We start from the raw sequence: 21,055 nt of genomic DNA on the forward strand, positions 1-21,055 counted from the left end.
TCTATTGTCGCTTGATTTGATTAACAAAATTGACATATTGAATTTAATGTATTGATGTTTTAACGTCGCCCATTTTGGATCATAATGTATCATATAAGTAATCAGCCAAATTCTATTAAATATTTATATACCTTAATAAAAGTAGATTAATTATTTTCATATTCTTTCAAATTGTATTATCTTTGCAGAAAGAAAGTAGTGCTCCGGCTCTGCCGCTGGCATTTTATGCGAGAGGAAAGTCCGGGCAGCATAGAGCACTTCACTTCCGAAAATAGAAGCTATTGGTGACAGTAGGTGTCGACAGAAGAAAATAACCGCCTTTTTTGAAACTTGCAAGTCTTGACTTGTAATGTCTATTAAGGTAAGGGTGAGAAGGTGGTGTAAGAGACCACCAGATGGCGGGTGATCGTCATGCTGTGTCATCTGGAGGCTGCAAGTTCATGTATACCGCAGGCAAAGAGCTGCTCGCTTGATTAACTTCGGTTTACTGCGGAGGGTAGAACGCTTGAGCCATGAGGTGACTCATGGACTAGATAAATGACAGAGCTTCATATTTTTGTATGAATACGGAACCCGGCTTATCAGAGCACTACTTTCCTTTTATATAAATACCGAAAAATTAAAAATCTAAACAATATGGCATTTACTCTAAATAAAATGAATCGTGAAGTAGACGATTTACAGCAGATGGTATTTCGAAGAATAGAGATCTGGGGCAATAATATTGATTTCCCACAAATGAATGACTATGGAATAAGTAAAGAGACACTTACTGATTATCTTTTTGACAAGCAAGCTATTCTTGATACAATAGGCAGTGAAAGGTTTCAATACACACTTTTAGGATTCTTTGTTGTCATCCCTATATTTATAGTTGCATGTTTCCCTGATTCAAAACTTCCTTGGGGAATTAATACCGCTTGGATAGCTGGTGCTGGTGGGGTAGTGCTATTTGGAATTTATCGGTTGATTATGAAAATGATAATCAGTATTCGACTTAAGAAGATGTATGATTCAAAGCATGAAAGTTACATTAATAAGGTACTTTCATACAGATTATAAAATATTTATTTCAATTTTACAGTATGGAACTACCTGATTTTTTATCTTACAAAGATAAGTTCTCAACCTCAGGATTTATCGAGAAAATTTCTAGAATAGCTAAAAGAGCTGGTGTGAAACTTGTATATTCAGCTTTTATTTTGTATTATACTCTTCAGAGTGATAAAGTTAGTACAAAAGACAAGGCTATTATCATTGGTGCGCTCGGTTATCTTATTAGTCCTCTTGATCTTGTGCCTGACGCGATACCTATAGCTGGGTTAAGCGATGACATGGCTGTTCTGTTTTATGTGATACATAAAGTATGGGGTAATGTGAGTGAAGACATCAAGTTAAAAGCAAAAGAAAAACTGTCAAAATGGTTTGACGATGATGAAATAGAGGCCATAAATCACCTATTTGACGAGGACCCAACTGATACTCCCGTGTAATATAAAATATTCATTATAAAAAGAAAAAGGTTGAGAAATAAATCTCAACCTTTCTTTTGAGGTACCTAGCAGAGTCGAACTGCTCTGCACGGTTTTGCAGACCGTTACCTAACCGATCGGCCAAGGTACCATGCTTTTGTTTAGCGAGTGCAAAGGTAAGACAAAAAAATTATATCACCAAATTTTTCTTTTACTTTTTTTGCTTATTTCTGCATTTCTCATAGAATGCACAACCAGCGCATTTATAATCTTTGCATTTTATATTGTCATTAACAGATTTATAACTTCGCAGCACAGCATATAGTATTGCAGCGAAAATAACTATTCCTATTATAATGTATTGTAATATCATATGTTTTATTTCTTTGGTATGGAATACTGCAAATGATAGACAAGTATAATCAAACTTGATTGAATATCTCGTCGCATGCAGCTATCTTTTACAAAGATAAAAATAAAATTTTCAATAAAGAAACTATTATCAGAAAAGTTTTAGATTTCTTTACCTGTAAGATTACATATTTTTATCTACATTGCTCTACGCTTATATCTGAAAGTTACTATTTAAAGGGCTATTAACAGGTGATTTTGTAACAAACAAGATGCACGAACATAAAAATGCAGTACTTCCTATTAATAATGTACGCATGCACGCGCACTACAGGTTTTTTGTCTTTTTTAGTGTCTAAGTGTCGACACGCTGACTATCAGTTAATTAGAAACGGTTTCCGATGATGACTAGTTACGTGCAAATGTCGGTAAAACTTGTGTTTCTACGATGTAATGCAAATGATGATTTGTTTTATAGCAGATTCTATTATAGGTGACATTTCTTCGACACTGTAAGAGTATAAAAAGCATTATAACTTACTGATAATCATGATAGAGTCACTAAGACGCTTGCATTTTCGAAAAACCTATGTAAGGAATTAAATAGTAAAGTTATATAGATTTGTTATTATTCATAATGTCCTAGTAAATAAATAATAAGTTTTGTTTGTTTAAATGCCAATATTATAAGACTTATAATTTGTATTCTCAATTCGGGAATGCGTTTCTACGATACAAAGTTTGCGTTTGATCGATCAAACGTTTGCATTTCTACGATACAAAGTTTACGTTTCATCGATCAAACGTTTGCGTTTTATCGTTATAAAGTTGTTTTAATATTAAAGGTTCTTTATATTTAAGCATAGTAATGCTAATTTAGTCGTAGCTAGAACGCATATTTTGTCACAGCTACAATTATATTTATTTCTCCGTGGCCCCTTAAGATAGAGACTTTACATATTTAAATGTAGCTACTAGCTAAAAACGGATGAATAAGTATGGACACTAGGTATTTATTCTGTCTGGTAATTCCTTATAAAAATAAATATAATCAGGATTATGATAAATAAAGATAATTGTTATCTTGAGTTGAAGATGTATTCTCGAGTTTTTATTGTTCTAATAAGAATTACTATGAAGGCATTTCTGAAAGAAAAGTTTAGCTGTACCCTCGCTTGCTGTATTTTATTATATAATAAGTTGCTTGCTATGTGATTATAAAGATAAACTTAATCTATCTTTTTAAATGGATATGCAAAATTATCAGCATGCTTTGAAATTTAAATAAGTAAAATGAGTGGATTTAGATACTTATCATGATATATAAATTAGCTACATCTATAAACAAAAAAAATTGATTGTCTCACGACAACCAATCTTTTCTTAACCTTAATAATCTAATACCATGAAAAACACGATGCAAAGGTAATAATAGTTTTGTTACTTGCAAATGTTTACACGATATTTATAATATTTTTGGTGTGTATTTAACACTTTTTGAGTTCCATTTCAAAGTTGTTAACGGTTTTGCGGCATTTTCAAAATCTTTTTCTTCAATAAACACCTTAGGGTGTAATTGTATCACAGAAATATCACATGATGAAATTTGTTGTTGCAAGACAATGTTTTTATTATTATTTTGAGTAGGCAGATCCACGTCTATTTTTATAGGCTCCCATTTGGAATTAAAAAAACATATACTACTCTCTTTTTCACTGCCGGCTGTATATGTGCGAACCATACAAATCAGACTATCGTTACCATCAACCGGTAATTTTTTGATTGTTAGTTTCATCGCAGAACTCAGTGTGGCAGACATAAAATCGTTGGTTATAGTATCAACAGTTGATGTCTCACCTAGCATATTTTTAACGTCGCTTTTTACTTTCATCTCTAGATAATCCAAAGATTCTATGCGACTGTTCTTATCCAGATATCCGATAACAGAGTCAGGCATGTTTATCCATAGATTGCGCATGCTTTGTGCATTGATATTATCAAAGATAGATAACATCAAAAGTAAACATATTGTTGTTTTTCTTATCATAATAGTTGCAATATTACCTATTTTTTTCCAAATGTGCAAATGGGTGAAGGATGTTTTTAATATTTAACTAGATTTTATGGGTTTTATCTTTAAAGTATGAAATATAATTGCTATTTTTGCATAAGGATATAATAAATTAAAACAAAATAAGAAATATGGCATTATCAAAACAAGACATCAATCAAATTGAAGCTCACGGAATTAGCGAAGAACAGGTTTATTTTCAGCTGAAGCAGATCGAAAAAGGCTTCCCTTTTCTTAAATTGGAATCTGCTGCGTCAATAGACAAAGGAATTATAGCTCCAAAGGAAGATGAACAGGATAAATATGTAAATATATGGAATGATTATAAAAACGAAGGCCATAAAATCGTTAAATTCGTTCCTGCCAGTGGTGCTGCAAGTCGTATGTTCAAAAATATGTTTGCTTTTCTGAGTGCAACATACAATGTTCCTACAACAGATTTTGAAAAGGAATTTTTTGATAATATTAAGAATTTTGCATTTAAAAAAGAACTTTGTAATAAATGTAAGGCTAATGATGATCATTGCATTACTAAGTTAATGGAAGAAGGCAAATATAAAAATATTGTTGCCAACATGCTTAATGAGAATGGACTTAACTATGGTAGTTTACCAAAGGGATTGCTACTCTTTCATAATTACGAAGACGGTCCGAGAACTCCAATGGAAGAACATCTTGTAGAAGCTGCTTTATATGCAAGTAGTAAGGGTAAGGCAAATGTTCATTTTACCGTAAGTCATAGTCACTTAGAATTATTCAAGGCTAAAGTCGCTGAAAAAATAAACAAGTATTCCGAGAAATTTGGAGTTGAATATAATATTACTTTTTCTGAACAAAAGCCAAGTACAGATACTATTGCTGCAAATCCTGATAATACACCTTTCAGAAATGAAGATGGTAGTTTGTTGTTTAGACCAGGCGGCCACGGTGCATTAATCGAAAATCTTAATGAGATAGATGCTGATATAGTTTTTGTTAAGAATATCGACAACGTAGTACCTGACAGATTGAAGGATGTAACTGTGAAATATAAGCAGGTATTGGCTGGAATATTAGTTAATTTGCAGAATAAGGCTTTTGACTATCTCAGACTACTTGATTCAGGAATGTACAATCATGCAAAACTTGAGGAAATAATAAGATTTGTACAACGTGATTTATGCTGCAGAAAGCAGGATATAAAAGATTTGGAAGATACTGATTTGGTTATATATTTAAGAAAGAAATTAAATAGACCAATGCGTGCCTGCGGAGTTGTAAAAAACGTAGGCGAACCAGGCGGTGGTCCATTCCTGACATATAATCAAGATGGAACTGTGAGTCTGCAAATATTGGAAAGTTGTCAGATTGATACAAATAATGCTGAATACATGGATATGTTCAAGAATGGAACACATTTTAATCCTGTAGATTTGGTTTGTGCAATAAAAGATTATAAAGGAAATGATTTTAATCTTCCCGAATATGTTGACAGAAATACAGGCTTCATAAGCAGCAAGAGCAAGAATGGAAAAGATCTTAAAGCTTTGGAATTGCCAGGATTATGGAATGGAGCAATGAGTGATTGGAGTACTATTTTTGTAGAAGTTCCTTTGGAAACATTTAACCCCGTAAAGACCGTTAACGACTTGCTAAGAGATCAACACCAGTAAATTTTATATAATAGATTGGTGGCTCGATTAAGTTGTAACGCAAAATATGAAATCGAATAATGACAGAAAAATTTGAATTTACACAATCAGAGCTAGATGAGACACGAGAAATTATGTCTCATCTGAGAGAAACCATAGGCGACACTTTGAAATCTGATGACGAAGATAAAATTAAAAAGCATCTGAAAAAAGCAATATATGACAACCAGATACAACGAGACGTGTTTGGTTTAAACCCTATATTGCATGCTTTGAGGACAGCACAGATAGCTGTTGATGAAATCGGACTAAAGAGAGACGGAGTGCTTGCCACCCTACTCTATACTCTTGTCGTAAACAATTACTCTACCATAGAGGATATGCAAGATAAGTTTGGAGAGAGTGTGGCTCATGTAATACGCGGATTGGTAAGAATACAAGATTTGTATAAACGAAATCCAATTATCGAAAGTGATAATTTTAGAAATTTACTTATTTCGTTTTCTGAAGACATGCGCGTAATACTTATCATGATTGCCGACAGGGTTAATCTGATGAGACAAATTCGTGACACCAATGCTGTTAATGAAAAGCATCAGGTGAGTGAGGAAGCTAGTTACTTGTATGCCCCACTCGCCCATAAACTTGGTTTGTATAAGTTAAAGAGTGAACTTGAAGACTTGAGTCTGAAATATCTTGAGCACGATGCTTATTATATGATTAAGGAATCTCTTAACGCAACAAAAGCAGCACGTGACGCATATATAAAGAGATTTGTTAGTCCAATAAACGAAAAACTTACATCCAGCGGATTGAAATATCATCTTAAAAGCCGCACTAAAAGCATTCATTCCATCTGGCAAAAGATGAAAAAGCAAAAGTGCGGTTTTGATGGTATATATGATTTATTCGCTATAAGAATTATAGTTGATACTCCTATTGAAAAGGAAAAGATGCAATGCTGGCAGGTCTATTCAATAATTACGGATATGTATCAACCTAATCCTAAGCGACTACGTGACTGGTTGAGTGTTCCAAAGAGCAATGGTTATGAAAGTCTGCATATAACAGTTCTCGGACCAGAAAACAAATGGGTAGAGATACAGATCAGAACTGAGCGTATGGACGAAATAGCCGAGCATGGACTCGCTGCGCACTGGCGTTATAAAGGTGTAAAGAGCGAAGGCGGTATTGACGACTGGTTGGCAAACATAAGGGCTGCATTGGAAAACAATGATGACTTGCAACTGATGGATCAGTTTAGAATGGATCTATATGAGGATGAAGTTTATGTGTTTACTCCTAAAGGTGATTTGCTCAAATTCCCTAAAGGAGCGACAATTCTTGATTTTGCTTATTACATACATTCTAATATTGGTAACACCTGTGTAGGTGGAAAGATAAATAGTAAGGTTGTTAGTTTCAGAGAGGTTCTGCATTCTGGAGATACAGTCGAAGTACTTACACAAAGCAATCAAAAACCCAAAAGGGATTGGTTGAATATTGTAAAAAGTTCTAAGGCAAAGGCGAAAATCCGTCTTGCTTTGAAGGAAACACAAGCAAAGGAAGGTTTGTATGCAAAGGAACTTATTGAGAGAAGATTTAAAAATAAGAAAATAGAAATAGAAGAAAGTGTCATGTCTCATGTGATAAAAAAGATGGGATATAAGGAAAATTCTGATTTCTATAAGGATATTGCCGACGAAAAACTTGATCCGAATGTTGTAATAGATAAATACATAAAGACTCGTGATCATGATCAAAATTTAAATGCTGCCAAATCAACGGAAAGTGCAGAGAACTTCGCTTTTGAAAATCCAAATGAAGAACTTGCATACAAAAATGATGATGTACTTGTAATTGATCGCGACCTGAAAGGTATTGATTATAAGTTGGCGCAATGCTGTCACCCTATCTATGGTGATGATATATTTGGATTTGTTACAGTAACTGGTGGAATAACCATTCACAGAAAATCATGTCCGAATGCACCTGAACTTAGAAAAAGATTTGGGTATAGAATAGTAAATGCTAAATGGAGCGGAAAAGGTTCTAATCAATATATTATAACATTACGTGTAATAGGTAATGATGATATAGGTATAGTAAGCAACATAACAAACATTATATCAAAACAAGACAAACTGACTATGAGGTCTATAAATATTGATTCTCACGACGGATTGTTCAGCGGAAATCTTGTCTTGATGATTGAAGATACTGGTAAACTTAATTCGCTTATCAAAAAGCTTAAGACCGTAAAGGGTGTCAAACAAATTATAAGAATATAAGTATGATGAAAAAAGTTATCGTTGGCTTATTCTTGCTTCTTTTTGCTTGTCAATTAAATGCTGTAAGCTATACAAAGGCAGATAGCATAAGAGTTACAAAATTGCTTGCAGAAGGATTACGCCAAAATAAGAACACCAATATGATGATTTATTTTGCACGAAGACTTAAAGGTGTGCCTTATGTAGCAAAGACATTGGAAGTAAATCCTACAGAACAGTTGATTGTAAACTTACGACAATTAGATTGTACTACATACGTAGAAAATGTATTAGCATTGACACTATGCATAAAGAAATCATCGGTTAGTTTTAACGACTTTTGCCGAAATCTTCAAAAGATAAGATATGATAGAGGTAATATTGAATATACCTCTCGCCTACACTATTTTTCTAATTGGATAGCTAATAATGCAAGGAATGGCTTTGTTACAGAAGTTCAAAAGAACAGTTCACCTTTCACAGCTATTCAGACAGTGAATACAAACTATATGACAAATCATGTTGAAAGTTATCCTATGCTGATGGAACATCCTGAATGGATTAGAAGTATTAGTGTTATGGAAAAAGAACTTTCTGGTAAAAGATATAGATATATTCCTAAGAACATGATTTCTAATACAAATTTGTGTAGAAACATAATTAAGGATGGTAATATCATAGCCATATTGACATCAAAGGCTGGACTTGATACAAGTCATATTGGTATTGCAGTATGGCATAATGACGGACTGCATCTGCTAAATGCAAGTCAGATTAGAAAAAATGTAGTTGAAGAATCAATGACGCTGCATGATTATATGAAACAGCATCCATCGCAAATAGGAATAAGAGTTATAAGAGTAAGATAAGTATTAGCTTTTCTTGTGTCCGAAATTGAATCCTATATAAAAATTCAGACTTCCAAATACGCTGTTAGTGTAGAAATTCGATTTGTGGTAGTTATATGCGTGTAGGATGGCGCTTGATCCTATATACCATTTTGTATTATTCCAAACGATTCCAAAACGTGCAACTCCGTCGATATTGAAATTGTCAAAATTGAAATCACGGAAGGTAAAACTCTTATGGTCAGAATCTCCACTTGAATGTTTATATGCTAACGCCAATGAAAGTGATGCATTAAAAAGAAAGTTTCTTGCAAAAACCCAATTATATCCATATCCAAATTGCAATGATAAATCATCGTAATTAACTTCACCTTTAACAAGAGAACTATCGAAAACGGATTCTGTTATTTCTTTGCCAAGATATTTATTCATGGTTTCGGCCAAAGCCTCCCAATCAACACTTAGCTTTTGACTAGTATATCCAATACCGAAGAGCAGTGAACCTGCACTAATGCGCTGGCATGTGCTTTGACTATATGCAGCTGGATATGAGAACTTATGATGATTTGTTATGTAATAAAGATTAAATCCTCTTATACTTGATTTCAAGCCACTAAAAGATGCACCCTCAATATTTCTTGTGTCATTTTTTTTATCAAGAGTCAAATTGCTAATGTGATAGTCGTTCCCTGATGTTCTATAAAATACATCTAATCCTATTTGATTGCTATAAAGGCTTACATCAAATTCGTGTTTGTTGTTTGAACCGCCTATATGTGATACGTCCAGAGTATAACCAAGAAAAATCCAACGCCATCCAAAATATGGTCCAAACTTCACATTCAAATCTGGCTTAAACGTCACCGTCATATTTTTACCGGTTTGAAGCCTATATATCTCATAGGTGTTGGTGTTTTGAAGCATAAAAGCATAATTATAATGTTGTGGTTCAATATAATTAGTGTCTATGCGAGAAAAATCTTTTGCTATATCATAAAGACGATCGAGAAAACTATTCTTTAAATGCTTTCCACATTTTTTTGCAGGCAGTTGCGTACTGTCTGAAACAATTGAGTCGGAGAAGTTATCGCCGCTGTTGGCGGCATAAACTTGTTGGACTTGCAGAATGAAGAAAGCAAATATAAATATATATTTTCTCAAAGCCAAAATATGGTTTATAGTTTTCCTAATATTCTATCCATAACCCAATTCACAGGAGTTGCACTAACACTTGTACATGTGCACGCCCCAAAGCCCTGAAGGTCTTCTATCACAGATTTTATAATAGGTAATTGAACATAAGGAGGATTAGGAACAACAATATTCATATTTCCATCACTTGTAACCAATCTAATAGGGTCATAATTGAATACGGAAAAAGACACTGAACCTTTGTCTCCTATTATTTCAATGCAATCTTCTTTTGCACTTTGATGCCCTACAAAACACCATGATCCACAACCTGGTAGACCGCTCTCAAACAAGAAGCATGCACTAATAGTATCTTCAGCTTTATATAAATGGGCACGATTTGCGCAATAGCCATGAGCACGGGTAATTACTCCGAATAAATCTTGAAGAATGTCTAATTGGTGAGGAGCTAAGTCATAAAAGTATCCGCCTCCCGCAATATCTGGCTGTAAACGCCAAGGAAGTGTCTCATGACTATTATAGTCTAAATAGCGTGGTGGAACAGAGAATCTAACCTGTACATTCGTTACTTCACCTATTATTCCATTATTGATAATATCCCTTACACGTTTAAAATATGGTAAATAGCGGCGATAATATGCTACGAAACATGGTACACCTGTCTGTTCGCTAATTCTGTTTATACGCGCACAATCCTCATAGCTGGCAGCAAGTGGCTTTTCTACATATACAGGTTTTCCTGCTTTCATAGCCATTATAGCAAATGTAGCATGACTTGAAGGAGGTGTAGCAATGTAGATAGCATTTATGTTTGGATCATCCACTAGCTCTTGTGCATCAGTATACCATTTCGGTATATTATGCCTCTCTGCATAAGAACGAGCTTTAGACTCACTGCGACTCATGACAGCTTCGACATGTGAACCATCAACTTCATTGAAAGCTGGCCCCGATTTTTTCTCGGTAACCTCACCACAACCAATAAATCCCCAACTTATTAACTTCATATATAATGCTATTTAAGATGCAAAGATAATATTTTTTATTATCTTTGCAAACAAAAATGAATCCCAATATGGAAATAAAGAAATCAGAATTTGTAATATCAGCACCTTTGGTGAGTAAATGTCCAACGGATGATAAGCCTGAATACGCATTTATCGGAAGATCAAATGTCGGAAAATCAAGCCTAATAAACATGCTTTGCAACAACAAAAAACTTGCGAAGACGTCATCTACTCCAGGAAAGACATTACTGATAAACCATTTTATTATTAATAATGAATGGTATATTGTTGACTTGCCAGGGTACGGATTTGCAAAACATTCAAAATCTATAAAGCAGAGATTGGAAAAAATGATTTCGTCATATATATTGCAACGTGAACAATTAGTTAATGTTTTTGTACTTATTGATGTAAGACATGAACAGCAAAAAATAGATCGTGAGTTTATTGACTGGCTTGGTGAAAGTAATGTGCCTTTTACTATAGTATTTACAAAGTCAGATAAGTTGGGACCAGGAAAGGCAAGACAGAACGCCCAGGATTGGATGAATAAATTGAAAGACAGATGGGAAAGTCTTCCGCCATATTTCATAACATCTTCTGAAAAGAAAAATGGAAGAGATGAAGTACTTGATTACATTGACGGAATAAATAAAAATTTATAAATGGCACAAATACCATATCTTGACGTACAGAATTTGACAAAGAGTTTTGGCTCGCAAGTGTTGTTTGATAATATATCATTTTCTGTAAGCGAGGGTCAGAAGGTAGGACTTGTTGCAAAAAATGGAACAGGCAAGTCTACCCTGTTGTCAATATTGACAGATAAAGAAGGTAAGGATTCAGGAAGTATCATCTATAAGAATGACATTAAGATTGGTTATTTGGAGCAGAGTCCTAAATTCAATCATGATGAGAGTGTACTTGAAGCTTGTTTTAATCATGATAATTCTGAAGAAAGAATAATTAAATACAAGCAGATTCTCACACAATTAAAAATTAAGAATTTCGAGCAACCGATGGGACAGCTCAGCGGAGGTCAACAAAAGCGTGTTGCCTTAGCAAATGTGCTCATCACTGAACCGAATTTCATTATTATGGATGAACCTACTAACCATTTGGATCTTGAAATGATTGAATGGTTGGAAGGATATCTAAATAGAGGTAACAAAACGTTGCTAATGGTTACCCATGACCGATTTTTTCTTGACAGAGTATGCAATACGATATTGGAATTAGATAATGAGCAGATTTACATATACCGTGGAAATTATAGCTATTATCTTGAAAAAAGACAAGAGAGAATCGATAATACTAGGAGCGAAATAGCCAGAGCCAATAATCTTTATAGAAGTGAATTGGAATGGATGAGAAGGATGCCGCAAGCTCGTGGGCATAAAGCGAAATATCGTGAAGATGCTTTTGATGATTTACAGGCTAAAGCCAAACAGCGCATCGAAGACCGACAAATGAGATTAAAAGCTGGCAATGTTTATATTGGCTCAAAGATTTTTGAATGTCAATATGTAAGCAAGGCATGGAATGAGAATGAAGTAATTCTTAAGGACTTTTATTACAATTTCGCACGATTTGAAAAAATGGGAATTGTTGGTAATAATGGTACCGGCAAATCTACATTTATAAAGATGCTTCTTGGTGAGGTAAAACCAGATAGTGGAAAATTTGATATTGGTGAGACGGTGAGATTTGGATATTTCTCGCAACAAGGAATGAAATTTGATGATCAGCAAAAAGTAATTGATGTCATCACAGATATAGCTGAAGATATAGATCTAGGTAAAGGACGTCACATGACTGCGAGCCAATTCTTGCAATATTTCATGTTTACACCCGAACAGCAATATAATTATGTGTATAAACTTAGTGGTGGTGAAAGAAGAAAACTGTATTTGTGTGAAGTTCTTATGACAAATCCAAACTTCTTAGTCTTGGATGAGCCAACAAACGATCTTGATATTCAGACTTTGCAAATATTTGAAGAATATCTTCAAGACTTTCCAGGATGTGTCATTGTTGTGAGTCATGATAGATATTTTATGGATAAGGCTGTTGATCATTTACTAGTTTTTAAAGGCAATGGCGTGGTTAAGGATTTTCCGGGAAACTATACTCAATATAGAGAATGGGAAGGTCTGAAAGCTAAAGAAGATGATAAGGCTGAAAACAAAAATAAAGAGCAAAAATCAGATTATCACAATGTTACTAAGCGTAAAATGAGTTTCAAGGAAAACATGGAATTCAAACGTCTTGGCGAAGAGATTGAACAGCTGGAGAATGAACAAAAGCTGTTGGAAGAAGAACTTTGTTCTGGTACTCTTAGCGTGGATGAACTGACAGAAAAGAGTAAGCGCTTGCCAATCATAAAAGATGAGCTTGATGAAAAAGGAATGCGCTGGCTTGAATTATCCGAACTCAGCTAAAAAATACAAATAAAATAGAATAATATAATTGAGCGGCGAGAATATAAATTATATATATTGGAGCCGCTTTTTTTATGCCTTCACACATAACCGTAAACAGACTTGATATAGAAGTAATTCGTCCTACTGATATTGAATATGTCGCAGATATTACTAATATTGCAAATGCTATATAAGATATCATGCATATAAGAAAGTTAATGCTTAATATATGTCCGTCTATATTTAATAGCACAGCATGTGGAACTATTGTCAAAAGTAATATGGCGACTATAAAAATTAAAACCTCTAATGATACAAGACGTATAGCCAATCTTTGTCTTATATCCATATGTCGTTTAATTGTTAGCAGTCCTGATATAACCAAGCATCCGTAAGCAATGCTAACTACTGTAATCAACGCTAAGATTGGAGATGCGATGTTATATGTGAATTGCCCCATAAACCATCTTATGCCTTCACTGCTTAATAGAGAATGCATGTTTAAATCTGGTATCGCAGCAGTTATGAACCACGAAATCAGAATTAGTAATACCTGGCATGATGCCAGTACTACTGCAGAATAACTTATTATTTTTAATAAACGATTATTCCTCATCAGGGTAAATATTGTCTATATCTATAATTCTTAATTCAATTGCACGAACAACAAGACGAGTCGCATTCACACCAACCTTACCATTGCCATTTGGAAATAATTTCTGTACCAATTCGTTTTGGCGTTTTTCCAAACTTTTCACTCCAAAAGGCATTCCACGTAAGTTTGTTATTTGCTCTTTTGTATATCCAAGTGCAAGGTGGCGTAGAAAACGTTCATCGTATTCATCAATTTCATAATCAACAAATGCTTCTTGTCTCATGATTTGATTTTTCACACTTTCCATGAATTTTGAAACAATCTTTTCAAGTATTGGCTGATTAAAAACGAGTTTTTTACCGTTCATTACGCTAGAAACATCCCCCCTAGTAAGAAGTTCGCCGCTTTTTAGAATAATACCATCACATCCTGCGTCCAGAACATCAACCCAGAGCTTTTCGTTAAGTATTTCACCTGTGAAAATAAGAACCTTTATGTTGGGATAAGTTTCTTTTGTGTGTCGGCAAATTTCAACGCCAACAGTCGTACTTCCACCTAATCCTAAATCCAAAAGAACCAAATCTGGCATTTGTACTTTTAGAAGCTTCCAGTAAGTTGCCTCATTTTCAGCCGTACCGATAATCTGAGCTTCAGGAATATCATTACGAATAATACCTTCTGTACCTTTTAGTTCAAGAGGTACATCCTCAACAATTATGATTTTAAAATTATCCATATACTTTTATATAATGTTTAGTTTAGAGGGGAGTTTTAACTCAATGTCTACTCCACTGGATACGTTATTTGCAGCCTGTATTCCACAACCACGCAAATTAGTAGCTTCTCCAATTTCTCTCACAATCTGTCGACATATCATGTATTCAATATTAACAGATGCTGGCGTAAACAATTCTGCACATTGTTTAGCGTCAAGTTGCAAAGATGGCAATGTAATCTTTATACTAACGTAGTTATTGTCCCTAGTTAATATATTTTTTTCAATTGTTTTTTCACCACTAAGTTTTTTTAACAGATCGAATAGATATTTTATTAGTGCTTCGTCAATTTTAATGTTAGCATCAAGCTGCCTCATGGCTTGTAAACTCAGTAGTGTGTATAACTGTCTGTAATAGTTTGCAGTCTCACTTATCGCATTGAGGTTGTCTTCTTGAGAGTCTACAAGTTGTCGTATTCTTGAAGGATAATACATTGTCTCATGTTTCAAGGTTGAAAGACAATTATCAAGAACATTATTACTGATATGCAAACGCTCATTCTCGTACTCTAGCTTGCGTAGTTCGTCAACAGCGGCCTCTGTACTAACAGTCTGTTTTTTGTCTTCCTCAAGACTTATTAGCAATGCGCTTTCTATCTTTTTAACAACATCGTTCAACTGCGAATCAGAAGCTTTTAAAAGTTTATTTGCGTCGTTCCATATCTTAATGATCTTGTCTAGTTTATTAGAAGAATCTATATCAGAAAGCAGAACATTATTTATATTATTGACTTTCTCCAGACATAATCTATAGTAAAGTCTATGTCGATAATACAGAAAATAATAAGCAGGGAATATAGATACGAGCATTATTATGAGTAATATTATCGCAACATTTTTGTTGTTTTCTGATTTTTGCATCACTATTACATATTCTCCTAGAGTATTATCTGCAGAGCGTTCTCGGAATAGTTGTGTATATAATCTATTGTTATAATGATATACATCCCATAAATGCAAAGCTAATGCTGCTACTGCAGTTTCGTTTCTTATATCTAGAATCACGTCATAACTAGTCTTAAGATGTGATCGAAACCATGCTATTTCAGCAGGAAGAGTCTCACTGCCAATATATTTCATGGTATCTCTTCCATTGATATATTTTGATTTGTAATATTTATTTAAGTAATGTCTGCATAAGTTAGAATATATCAATGTTTTCGGATAAGTCCTTTTTATATTACTATAATATGCACTGTCAGCATATTTTTCAGCAACAGCAAGATTCACGTCTTTAGCAGCGAAGGAAGATAGTGAACTAAAACATATACTAATTAGTAATAATGTACGCATGATACCTTTAGGAAGTCTGAATGCGAAGCGGCTCCCCTGCCCTTTCTTGCTCTCAGCATAAATAGAGCAAACTGAAAATATTTGACTGATTTTGTGATATCTCTCAATTATACCTTTGCAATTCATCAATCCAAAACCATGTGACATTTCTGCCTTTTGACCATCTTCCAATTTCTCATCAATAATTGTCTTATGTTCAAAAATATGAGCAATCTCATCCTCTGTCATACCTTCCCCTGTATCAAGTATTGATATTTCTACATATTCATCGTGTTCTTCACCAGCTATAATAACCTTTCCTGTTGGCGGTGTAAACTTTCTGGCATTATCGGCAAGAGTGTTAATCATAAACAGAGTTAGGGTTTTATCTGCTTTAACGATAGCTTCCGTTGGTTTGATGATTAAATCAATTCCTTTTAGACTGAATCCCATACTTCCGTTACCGACAATGTCAAACAACGATTGCAATCTAAAACTTTCAATATGCATGCTAAGTTGACCTTGGCGGAGTTGTATCCAATGTGTAAGGATATTATTGTAGTCAATAATTTTATCTGTTAATTCGCTTATATATGTATATCTATATTTGCGTATTTCTTCAGACTCGTCACGAGATTCAAGGCATTTTATCTCATTAATTATTCTATTAATAAATGGCAAAATACTGTTTACTAATGATATTTTAGCGCGTTGTTCAAGATTACGTTTATTGTTGTTTGAAAGGTGTAAATTCTCAATTTGAATTTTTTCTGAGATATCCTCATAGGTTTCTTTGCGCTGTTTGATACTTTGTTCTTCATCATATTGCCATTGTCGTAACGGTTTAAGTAGGCTGCTAATAGAAAAATTCTTATCACTTTTTTGGCGCATTCTGTCAAATATGAATAATAAAACTAGCACAAGGATAATCATCATTACAACAGCTAAAATCATTATATTCAGTGTTGAAGAAGATTTATCCAATTGCTCAGCACGAGCTTCTAATAATCTATCTTGGCGTGTCTTTTCCTGTATATCAAGGTATATGTTTCTATTGTAATCACTTAATGACTTATTATCAATAGCAGAATATGCTAGCGACAATTGTTCTCTAATAGAAGATACTAAATCCGGGGCTCTTTCAATAATTGGATTTACATATAATGCATTATTAAGGCAGGTGATGGCCGAATTATAATCTTTTATCTGCCAATAACATTGAGCAAGTGTTCTATATGAACCGGCAATTTGGTAAACATCACCATATTTAATAAAAATATTTAAAGAACGTTGAGCCAAATTTCCTGCCAAAAGAGAATCCGGCATGTAATCTGTGTTGACGTATTTAATATCTGGAAGATTATTTGCAATAAGATATTTTCTCATTTCAGGTTCTTGAAGATGTTCACTTATTGCTTGCATAGAGTTAGCTTCCCAAAATGGATAATGATATCTTTTTGAAAGAATATAACAGCGCATTAAATAGTCAAATTCTTCTTGGCTGATGTTCTTACTAGTACCTTTTGTTATAATTCCTCCTGATCCTATATTATAAAAATATGATAATAATTGTGCCGTATCTTTTTGTATCGGGCCGAATGGATCAATTTTCTTCAGAGCATCTGCAGATTGATTTTTTAATCCTACATAGTAGAAATAAGTTGAATTGATAATATGAAATTCAGTAGTAGCATAAGTCAGACGCATTATTTGGCGATCTGTCAATTCTTTCTTTTCTTCATCAATTCGTCTCATTTTGCGCAATGCATTTTCACGATATGAATAAAAGTCCTTATTACGTGACTGTCTTTGGCAAAGACGCATGCATTGAACATCTGCAATTAGTAACTCAATTTGATTGTCTGTATAACCTGCGATGTTTTTTAGTAGTTTGTACGCTCCGCTGTAATTCATACGAATCGTACTGACGAAAGCTAAATTATTCAAAGCTTCAGCTTTGCCTTCAGGATAGCCGTCTGAAAGTAAAAAAGCTTTTCGTGCGTAAGTATATGTTGAGTCTAGATTTCTGTAATGAAAGGCGTAAGATTTTGTATTCAGCAAATCTACCTCATCCTTATTTGATGGTGAACATGCTGAAAAACAGAAAAGGCTTCCTATGCATATAAGCATTAAGAAGCCTTTTATAATGTTATATTTAATTTCTTGCTTTTGCAATATATCCTAAAGATTCTTTACATTTGTCTGTTATGGCTTGCCAGTTTCCTGATGCAATGGTTTCTTTTGGGAACAATTTAGATCCCATGCCCACACAAAGCACACCAGCTTTAATCCATGATGTAAGATTCTCCTCATCTGGAGATACAGCTCCTGTAACCATGATATTGCTCCAACGTAGTGGCCCCAGTACATTCTTTACAAATGAAGGACCACCAACATTACCTGCTGGGAATACCTTTGTCACATCACATCCTGCAGCTTGAGCATTACTCATTTCGCTTACGCTTCCGCAACCTGGAGAATAAGGAACTAGGCGACGGTTACATACTGGTGCTATTTCTGGATTAAAGTTTGGTCCAACAATGAAGTTTGCACCAAGTTGCATATATAATGCTGCTGTTGCAGCATCAAGAACGGTGCCAGCACCAAGGATAAGTTCTGGACAATCCTTTGATGCCCATTTCACTAACTCACCAAATATCTCATGTGCGAAATCGCCACGATTAGTGAATTCGAAAACACGAACACCACCTTCGTAACAAGCCTTTATTACGTTTTTACATATATCGATATCGCTATTGTAGAATACTGGAACCATACCAGTTTCTTTCATAGCGCAAATAACTTGTACTTTATTAAATTTTGCCATTATTTTTTTGTTATAAGTTCTTAGTTTAGCGCTGAACACGTCCATTAGCATTTCCGCCAGCAAGACTTTCAACTTCTGCCAAAGATACCTGATTGAAATCTCCAGGTATAGTATGCTTCAGCGCACTTGCTGCAACTGCGAATTCCAAAGCCTTGGCTTGATCCTTATATGTTAGCATTCCATGAATCAAACCTCCAGAGAACGAATCACCACCGCCAACACGATCTATAATTGGATTAATGTCATAATGTTTGCTTTGATAGAATTCTTTGCCATCGTAAATCAAGGCTTTCCAACCATTATGAGTAGCAGACAGACTTTCACGAAGTGTAGAAACAACATACTTGAATCCAAATTCTTTCATCATTCCCTTGAAAATACCATAGTATCCCTCTGCATCAGTCTTTCCACCTTCTACATCTGCATCTGGTTTGAAACCAAGACAAAGTTGTGCGTCCTCTTCATTGCCAATACAAACATCAACATATTTCATAAGAGGTTTCATTACAGATATAGCCTTTTCTGAAGTCCATAATTTCTTCCTGAAATTCAAGTCTACAGATACCGTTACATTATGACGCTTAGCAGCTTCACATGCTAATTTAGTTAGTTCTGCAGCTTTATCACTTATGGCTGGTGTGATACCGCTCCAATGAAACCAATCTGCACCTTCCATAATAGCATCAAAATCAAAATCAGATGTTTCGGCTTCAGCAATGGCACTGTTGGCTCTGTCGTAAATAACTTTAGAAGGGCGCATGCTGGCTCCAGTTTCTGCATAGTAAAGACCTACCCTATCACCACCTCTTGCAATAAAATCTGTATTAACTCCATAGCGACGAAGTGCATTTACTGCAATCTGACCGATTTCGTGCTTTGGAAGTTTTGATACGAAATATGTATCATGACCATAATTAGCTAAACTAACAGCAACATTGGCCTCACCGCCTCCAGGTATAATTCTGAAAGAATCAGTCTGGACGAAACGATAATTGCCTTCAGGTGAAAGGCGAAGCATAATCTCACCTAATGTAACGATTTTACCCATTTTAATCTTAAATTTAATTGTTTGTTATAGATTAATTATAACTTGTTTGTCATCGCAAAAATAACTATAATTTTGCAATTTAGAAAATAAAATGAAAAAAAAATGAGCTTTTAGCTAAAATAAATGGTTGTGCGCACGCACAATTCAATATTTATTACTATATTTGCCAACAATAACACCTACTCGTGGGCGCACACAGCCCTTATAATATTAAGGTATAATGCGTTTGCGGTTATTACTTAAGACTATGACTGAAAAAATAAGAATTAAAGACATCGCCGAAATGGCGGGAGTCTCTGTCGGAACAGTAGACCGTGTTCTGCACAATCGTCCTAATGTGTCACCTCCAGCTAGAGAAAAAGTTGAGAAAGCTCTCAAGGAGATGAACTATCAGCCTAATATGTATGCTAGTGCATTAGCATACAACAAATCGTATACTTTCTATCTTTTCATTCCAAATCATGAACAGGAAACTTATTGGGAAGAAATAGAAGAAGGTGCCAATAAGGCTATGGAGTCAAGGCGTGACTTCAATATTGATGTCAGAATAATGTATTATGAAAGATTTAGCGATGAGTCTTTTACTGAAAAAAGCGAAGAATGTCTTGCTAATAATCCTGATGGTGTGATAGTTGTTCCTGCGGAACTAGATATTACTCGTCAATTTACTGATAAGTTGCATGAGTCTAATATTCCTTTTATAATGCTTGACTCTTATATGCCAGACCTATTGCCGCTCTCTTTTTATGGTCAAGATTCTTTCAGTAGTGGATATTTTGCTGCAAAAATTATGATGATGGTTGCTGCAAATGATACAGAAATTATGATCATGAAGCAGATGAAATCAGGTAGGGTTGTTAGTAAGCAGCAGGCTAACCGTGAAGTTGGCTTCAGGCATTACATGAGAGATCACTTCCCAGATATCAAAATATTAGAGGTTAATTTACCACTTGATAGTAGTAAGACAGAATATGATACTATTCTTGATGACTTCTTTAATGAGCATCCACAGTTGCATCATTGCATAACGCTGAATTCGAAAGCTCATATTGTTGGTGAGTTCTTACTTAGAACAAATAGACGTGATGTTCAAATTATGGGATATGATATGGTTGGAAAAAATGCAGAGTGTCTAAGACAAGGTAGTATTTCGTTCCTAATAGCACAGCATGCATACCAACAAGGATATAGTTGCGTTGAGGCTCTTTTTAAAGCCATTGTGTTGAAGAAAAAAGTGCAACCTGTAAACTATATGCCTATAGAATTATTGTTGAAAGAAAATGTTGACTTCTATCGTAGAACTCAATTATAAA

15 protein-coding genes, 1 tRNA gene and 1 other RNA gene are annotated in these 21,055 nt (G+C 34.5%); 9 read left to right on the forward strand and 8 right to left on the reverse strand.

All coding sequences use genetic code 11. The annotated features are described in order from the left end of the window. Positions 1-195 precede the first annotated feature (195 nt). The 3 genes from rnpB to prwr041_RS12405 all read left to right on the forward strand — a co-directional run bounded on the left by rnpB (position 196) and on the right by prwr041_RS12405 (position 1,493). Positions 196-597, forward strand: an RNA gene (gene rnpB / locus prwr041_RS12395) — RNase P RNA component class A. A gap of 39 nt (positions 598-636) precedes the next feature. Further along, a complete protein-coding gene (locus prwr041_RS12400) occupies positions 637-1,062 on the forward strand; it encodes a hypothetical protein (RefSeq protein WP_207154108.1) in 426 nt (141 codons plus the stop codon). 23 nt (positions 1,063-1,085) lie between these two features. Beyond that, entirely contained in the window at positions 1,086-1,493 is a 408-nt protein-coding gene (locus prwr041_RS12405; RefSeq protein ID WP_207154109.1) for a YkvA family protein, read from the forward strand. 59 nt (positions 1,494-1,552) lie between these two features. Here the strand turns inward: prwr041_RS12405 and prwr041_RS12410 are convergent. After that, a tRNA-Cys gene (locus tag prwr041_RS12410) sits at positions 1,553-1,623 on the reverse strand. A 1,665-nt stretch (positions 1,624-3,288) separates the two neighbouring features. Then, complete coding sequence (locus prwr041_RS12420) at positions 3,289-3,870, reverse strand: DUF3256 family protein (RefSeq protein ID WP_207154111.1); 582 nt, start codon at positions 3,868-3,870, stop codon at positions 3,289-3,291. Positions 3,871-4,025: 155 nt separating this feature from the next. On the opposite strand from prwr041_RS12420, the gene prwr041_RS12425 reads away from it, so the two are divergent. The 3 genes from prwr041_RS12425 to prwr041_RS12435 are packed head-to-tail and all read left to right on the forward strand — an operon-like array spanning position 4,026 to position 8,664. Continuing rightward, entirely contained in the window at positions 4,026-5,546 is a 1,521-nt protein-coding gene (locus prwr041_RS12425; RefSeq protein WP_207154112.1) for a DUF4301 family protein, read from the forward strand. Between the two features lie 59 nt (positions 5,547-5,605). Next, positions 5,606-7,816: a RelA/SpoT family protein gene (locus prwr041_RS12430; RefSeq protein ID WP_207154113.1), complete on the forward strand. Its 2,211-nt coding sequence runs from the start codon at positions 5,606-5,608 to the stop codon at positions 7,814-7,816. 5 nt (positions 7,817-7,821) lie between these two features. Next, complete coding sequence (locus prwr041_RS12435; RefSeq protein WP_207155687.1) at positions 7,822-8,664, forward strand: N-acetylmuramoyl-L-alanine amidase-like domain-containing protein; 843 nt, start codon at positions 7,822-7,824, stop codon at positions 8,662-8,664. Positions 8,665-8,667: 3 nt separating this feature from the next. Here prwr041_RS12435 and prwr041_RS12440 read toward each other — a convergent pair whose 3' ends face one another. Next, positions 8,668-9,810, reverse strand: coding sequence for a DUF4421 domain-containing protein (locus prwr041_RS12440; RefSeq protein ID WP_207154114.1), 1,143 nt, complete (start codon positions 9,808-9,810; stop codon positions 8,668-8,670). An 8-nt stretch (positions 9,811-9,818) separates the two neighbouring features. Next, complete coding sequence (locus prwr041_RS12445; RefSeq protein WP_207154115.1) at positions 9,819-10,802, reverse strand: Gfo/Idh/MocA family protein; 984 nt, start codon at positions 10,800-10,802, stop codon at positions 9,819-9,821. A gap of 68 nt (positions 10,803-10,870) precedes the next feature. On the opposite strand from prwr041_RS12445, the gene yihA reads away from it, so the two are divergent. Further along, a complete protein-coding gene (gene yihA, locus prwr041_RS12450; protein WP_207154116.1) occupies positions 10,871-11,467 on the forward strand; it encodes a ribosome biogenesis GTP-binding protein YihA/YsxC in 597 nt (198 codons plus the stop codon). Further along, entirely contained in the window at positions 11,468-13,243 is a 1,776-nt protein-coding gene (gene abc-f, locus prwr041_RS12455; RefSeq protein ID WP_207154117.1) for a ribosomal protection-like ABC-F family protein, read from the forward strand. A gap of 587 nt (positions 13,244-13,830) precedes the next feature. On the opposite strand, the gene prwr041_RS12460 is transcribed toward abc-f, so the two are convergent. From prwr041_RS12460 to prwr041_RS12475, 4 genes are read right to left on the reverse strand one after another with little or no spacing between them, the layout of a single operon-like run. Further along, positions 13,831-14,556, reverse strand: coding sequence for a DUF5932 domain-containing protein (locus prwr041_RS12460; protein WP_207154118.1), 726 nt, complete (start codon positions 14,554-14,556; stop codon positions 13,831-13,833). A 6-nt stretch (positions 14,557-14,562) separates the two neighbouring features. Then, positions 14,563-17,997 carry a sensor histidine kinase gene (locus prwr041_RS12465; RefSeq protein ID WP_207154119.1) on the reverse strand — a complete coding sequence of 1,145 codons (3,435 nt, stop codon included), beginning with the start codon at positions 17,995-17,997 and terminating at the stop codon, positions 14,563-14,565. A 25-nt stretch (positions 17,998-18,022) separates the two neighbouring features. After that, positions 18,023-18,694: a bifunctional 4-hydroxy-2-oxoglutarate aldolase/2-dehydro-3-deoxy-phosphogluconate aldolase gene (locus prwr041_RS12470; RefSeq protein ID WP_207154120.1), complete on the reverse strand. Its 672-nt coding sequence runs from the start codon at positions 18,692-18,694 to the stop codon at positions 18,023-18,025. A gap of 25 nt (positions 18,695-18,719) precedes the next feature. Then, positions 18,720-19,742, reverse strand: a complete 1,023-nt coding sequence (locus tag prwr041_RS12475) for a sugar kinase (protein ID WP_018462255.1) — start codon at positions 19,740-19,742, stop codon at positions 18,720-18,722. A 247-nt stretch (positions 19,743-19,989) separates the two neighbouring features. On the opposite strand from prwr041_RS12475, the gene prwr041_RS12480 reads away from it, so the two are divergent. Continuing rightward, positions 19,990-21,054: a LacI family DNA-binding transcriptional regulator gene (locus prwr041_RS12480; protein ID WP_207154121.1), complete on the forward strand. Its 1,065-nt coding sequence runs from the start codon at positions 19,990-19,992 to the stop codon at positions 21,052-21,054. The last annotated feature ends 1 nt before the right edge of the window (position 21,055 follow it).

The organism is Prevotella herbatica (assembly GCF_017347605.1).
Taxonomy (GTDB): Bacteria; Bacteroidota; Bacteroidia; order Bacteroidales; family Bacteroidaceae; genus Prevotella; species Prevotella herbatica.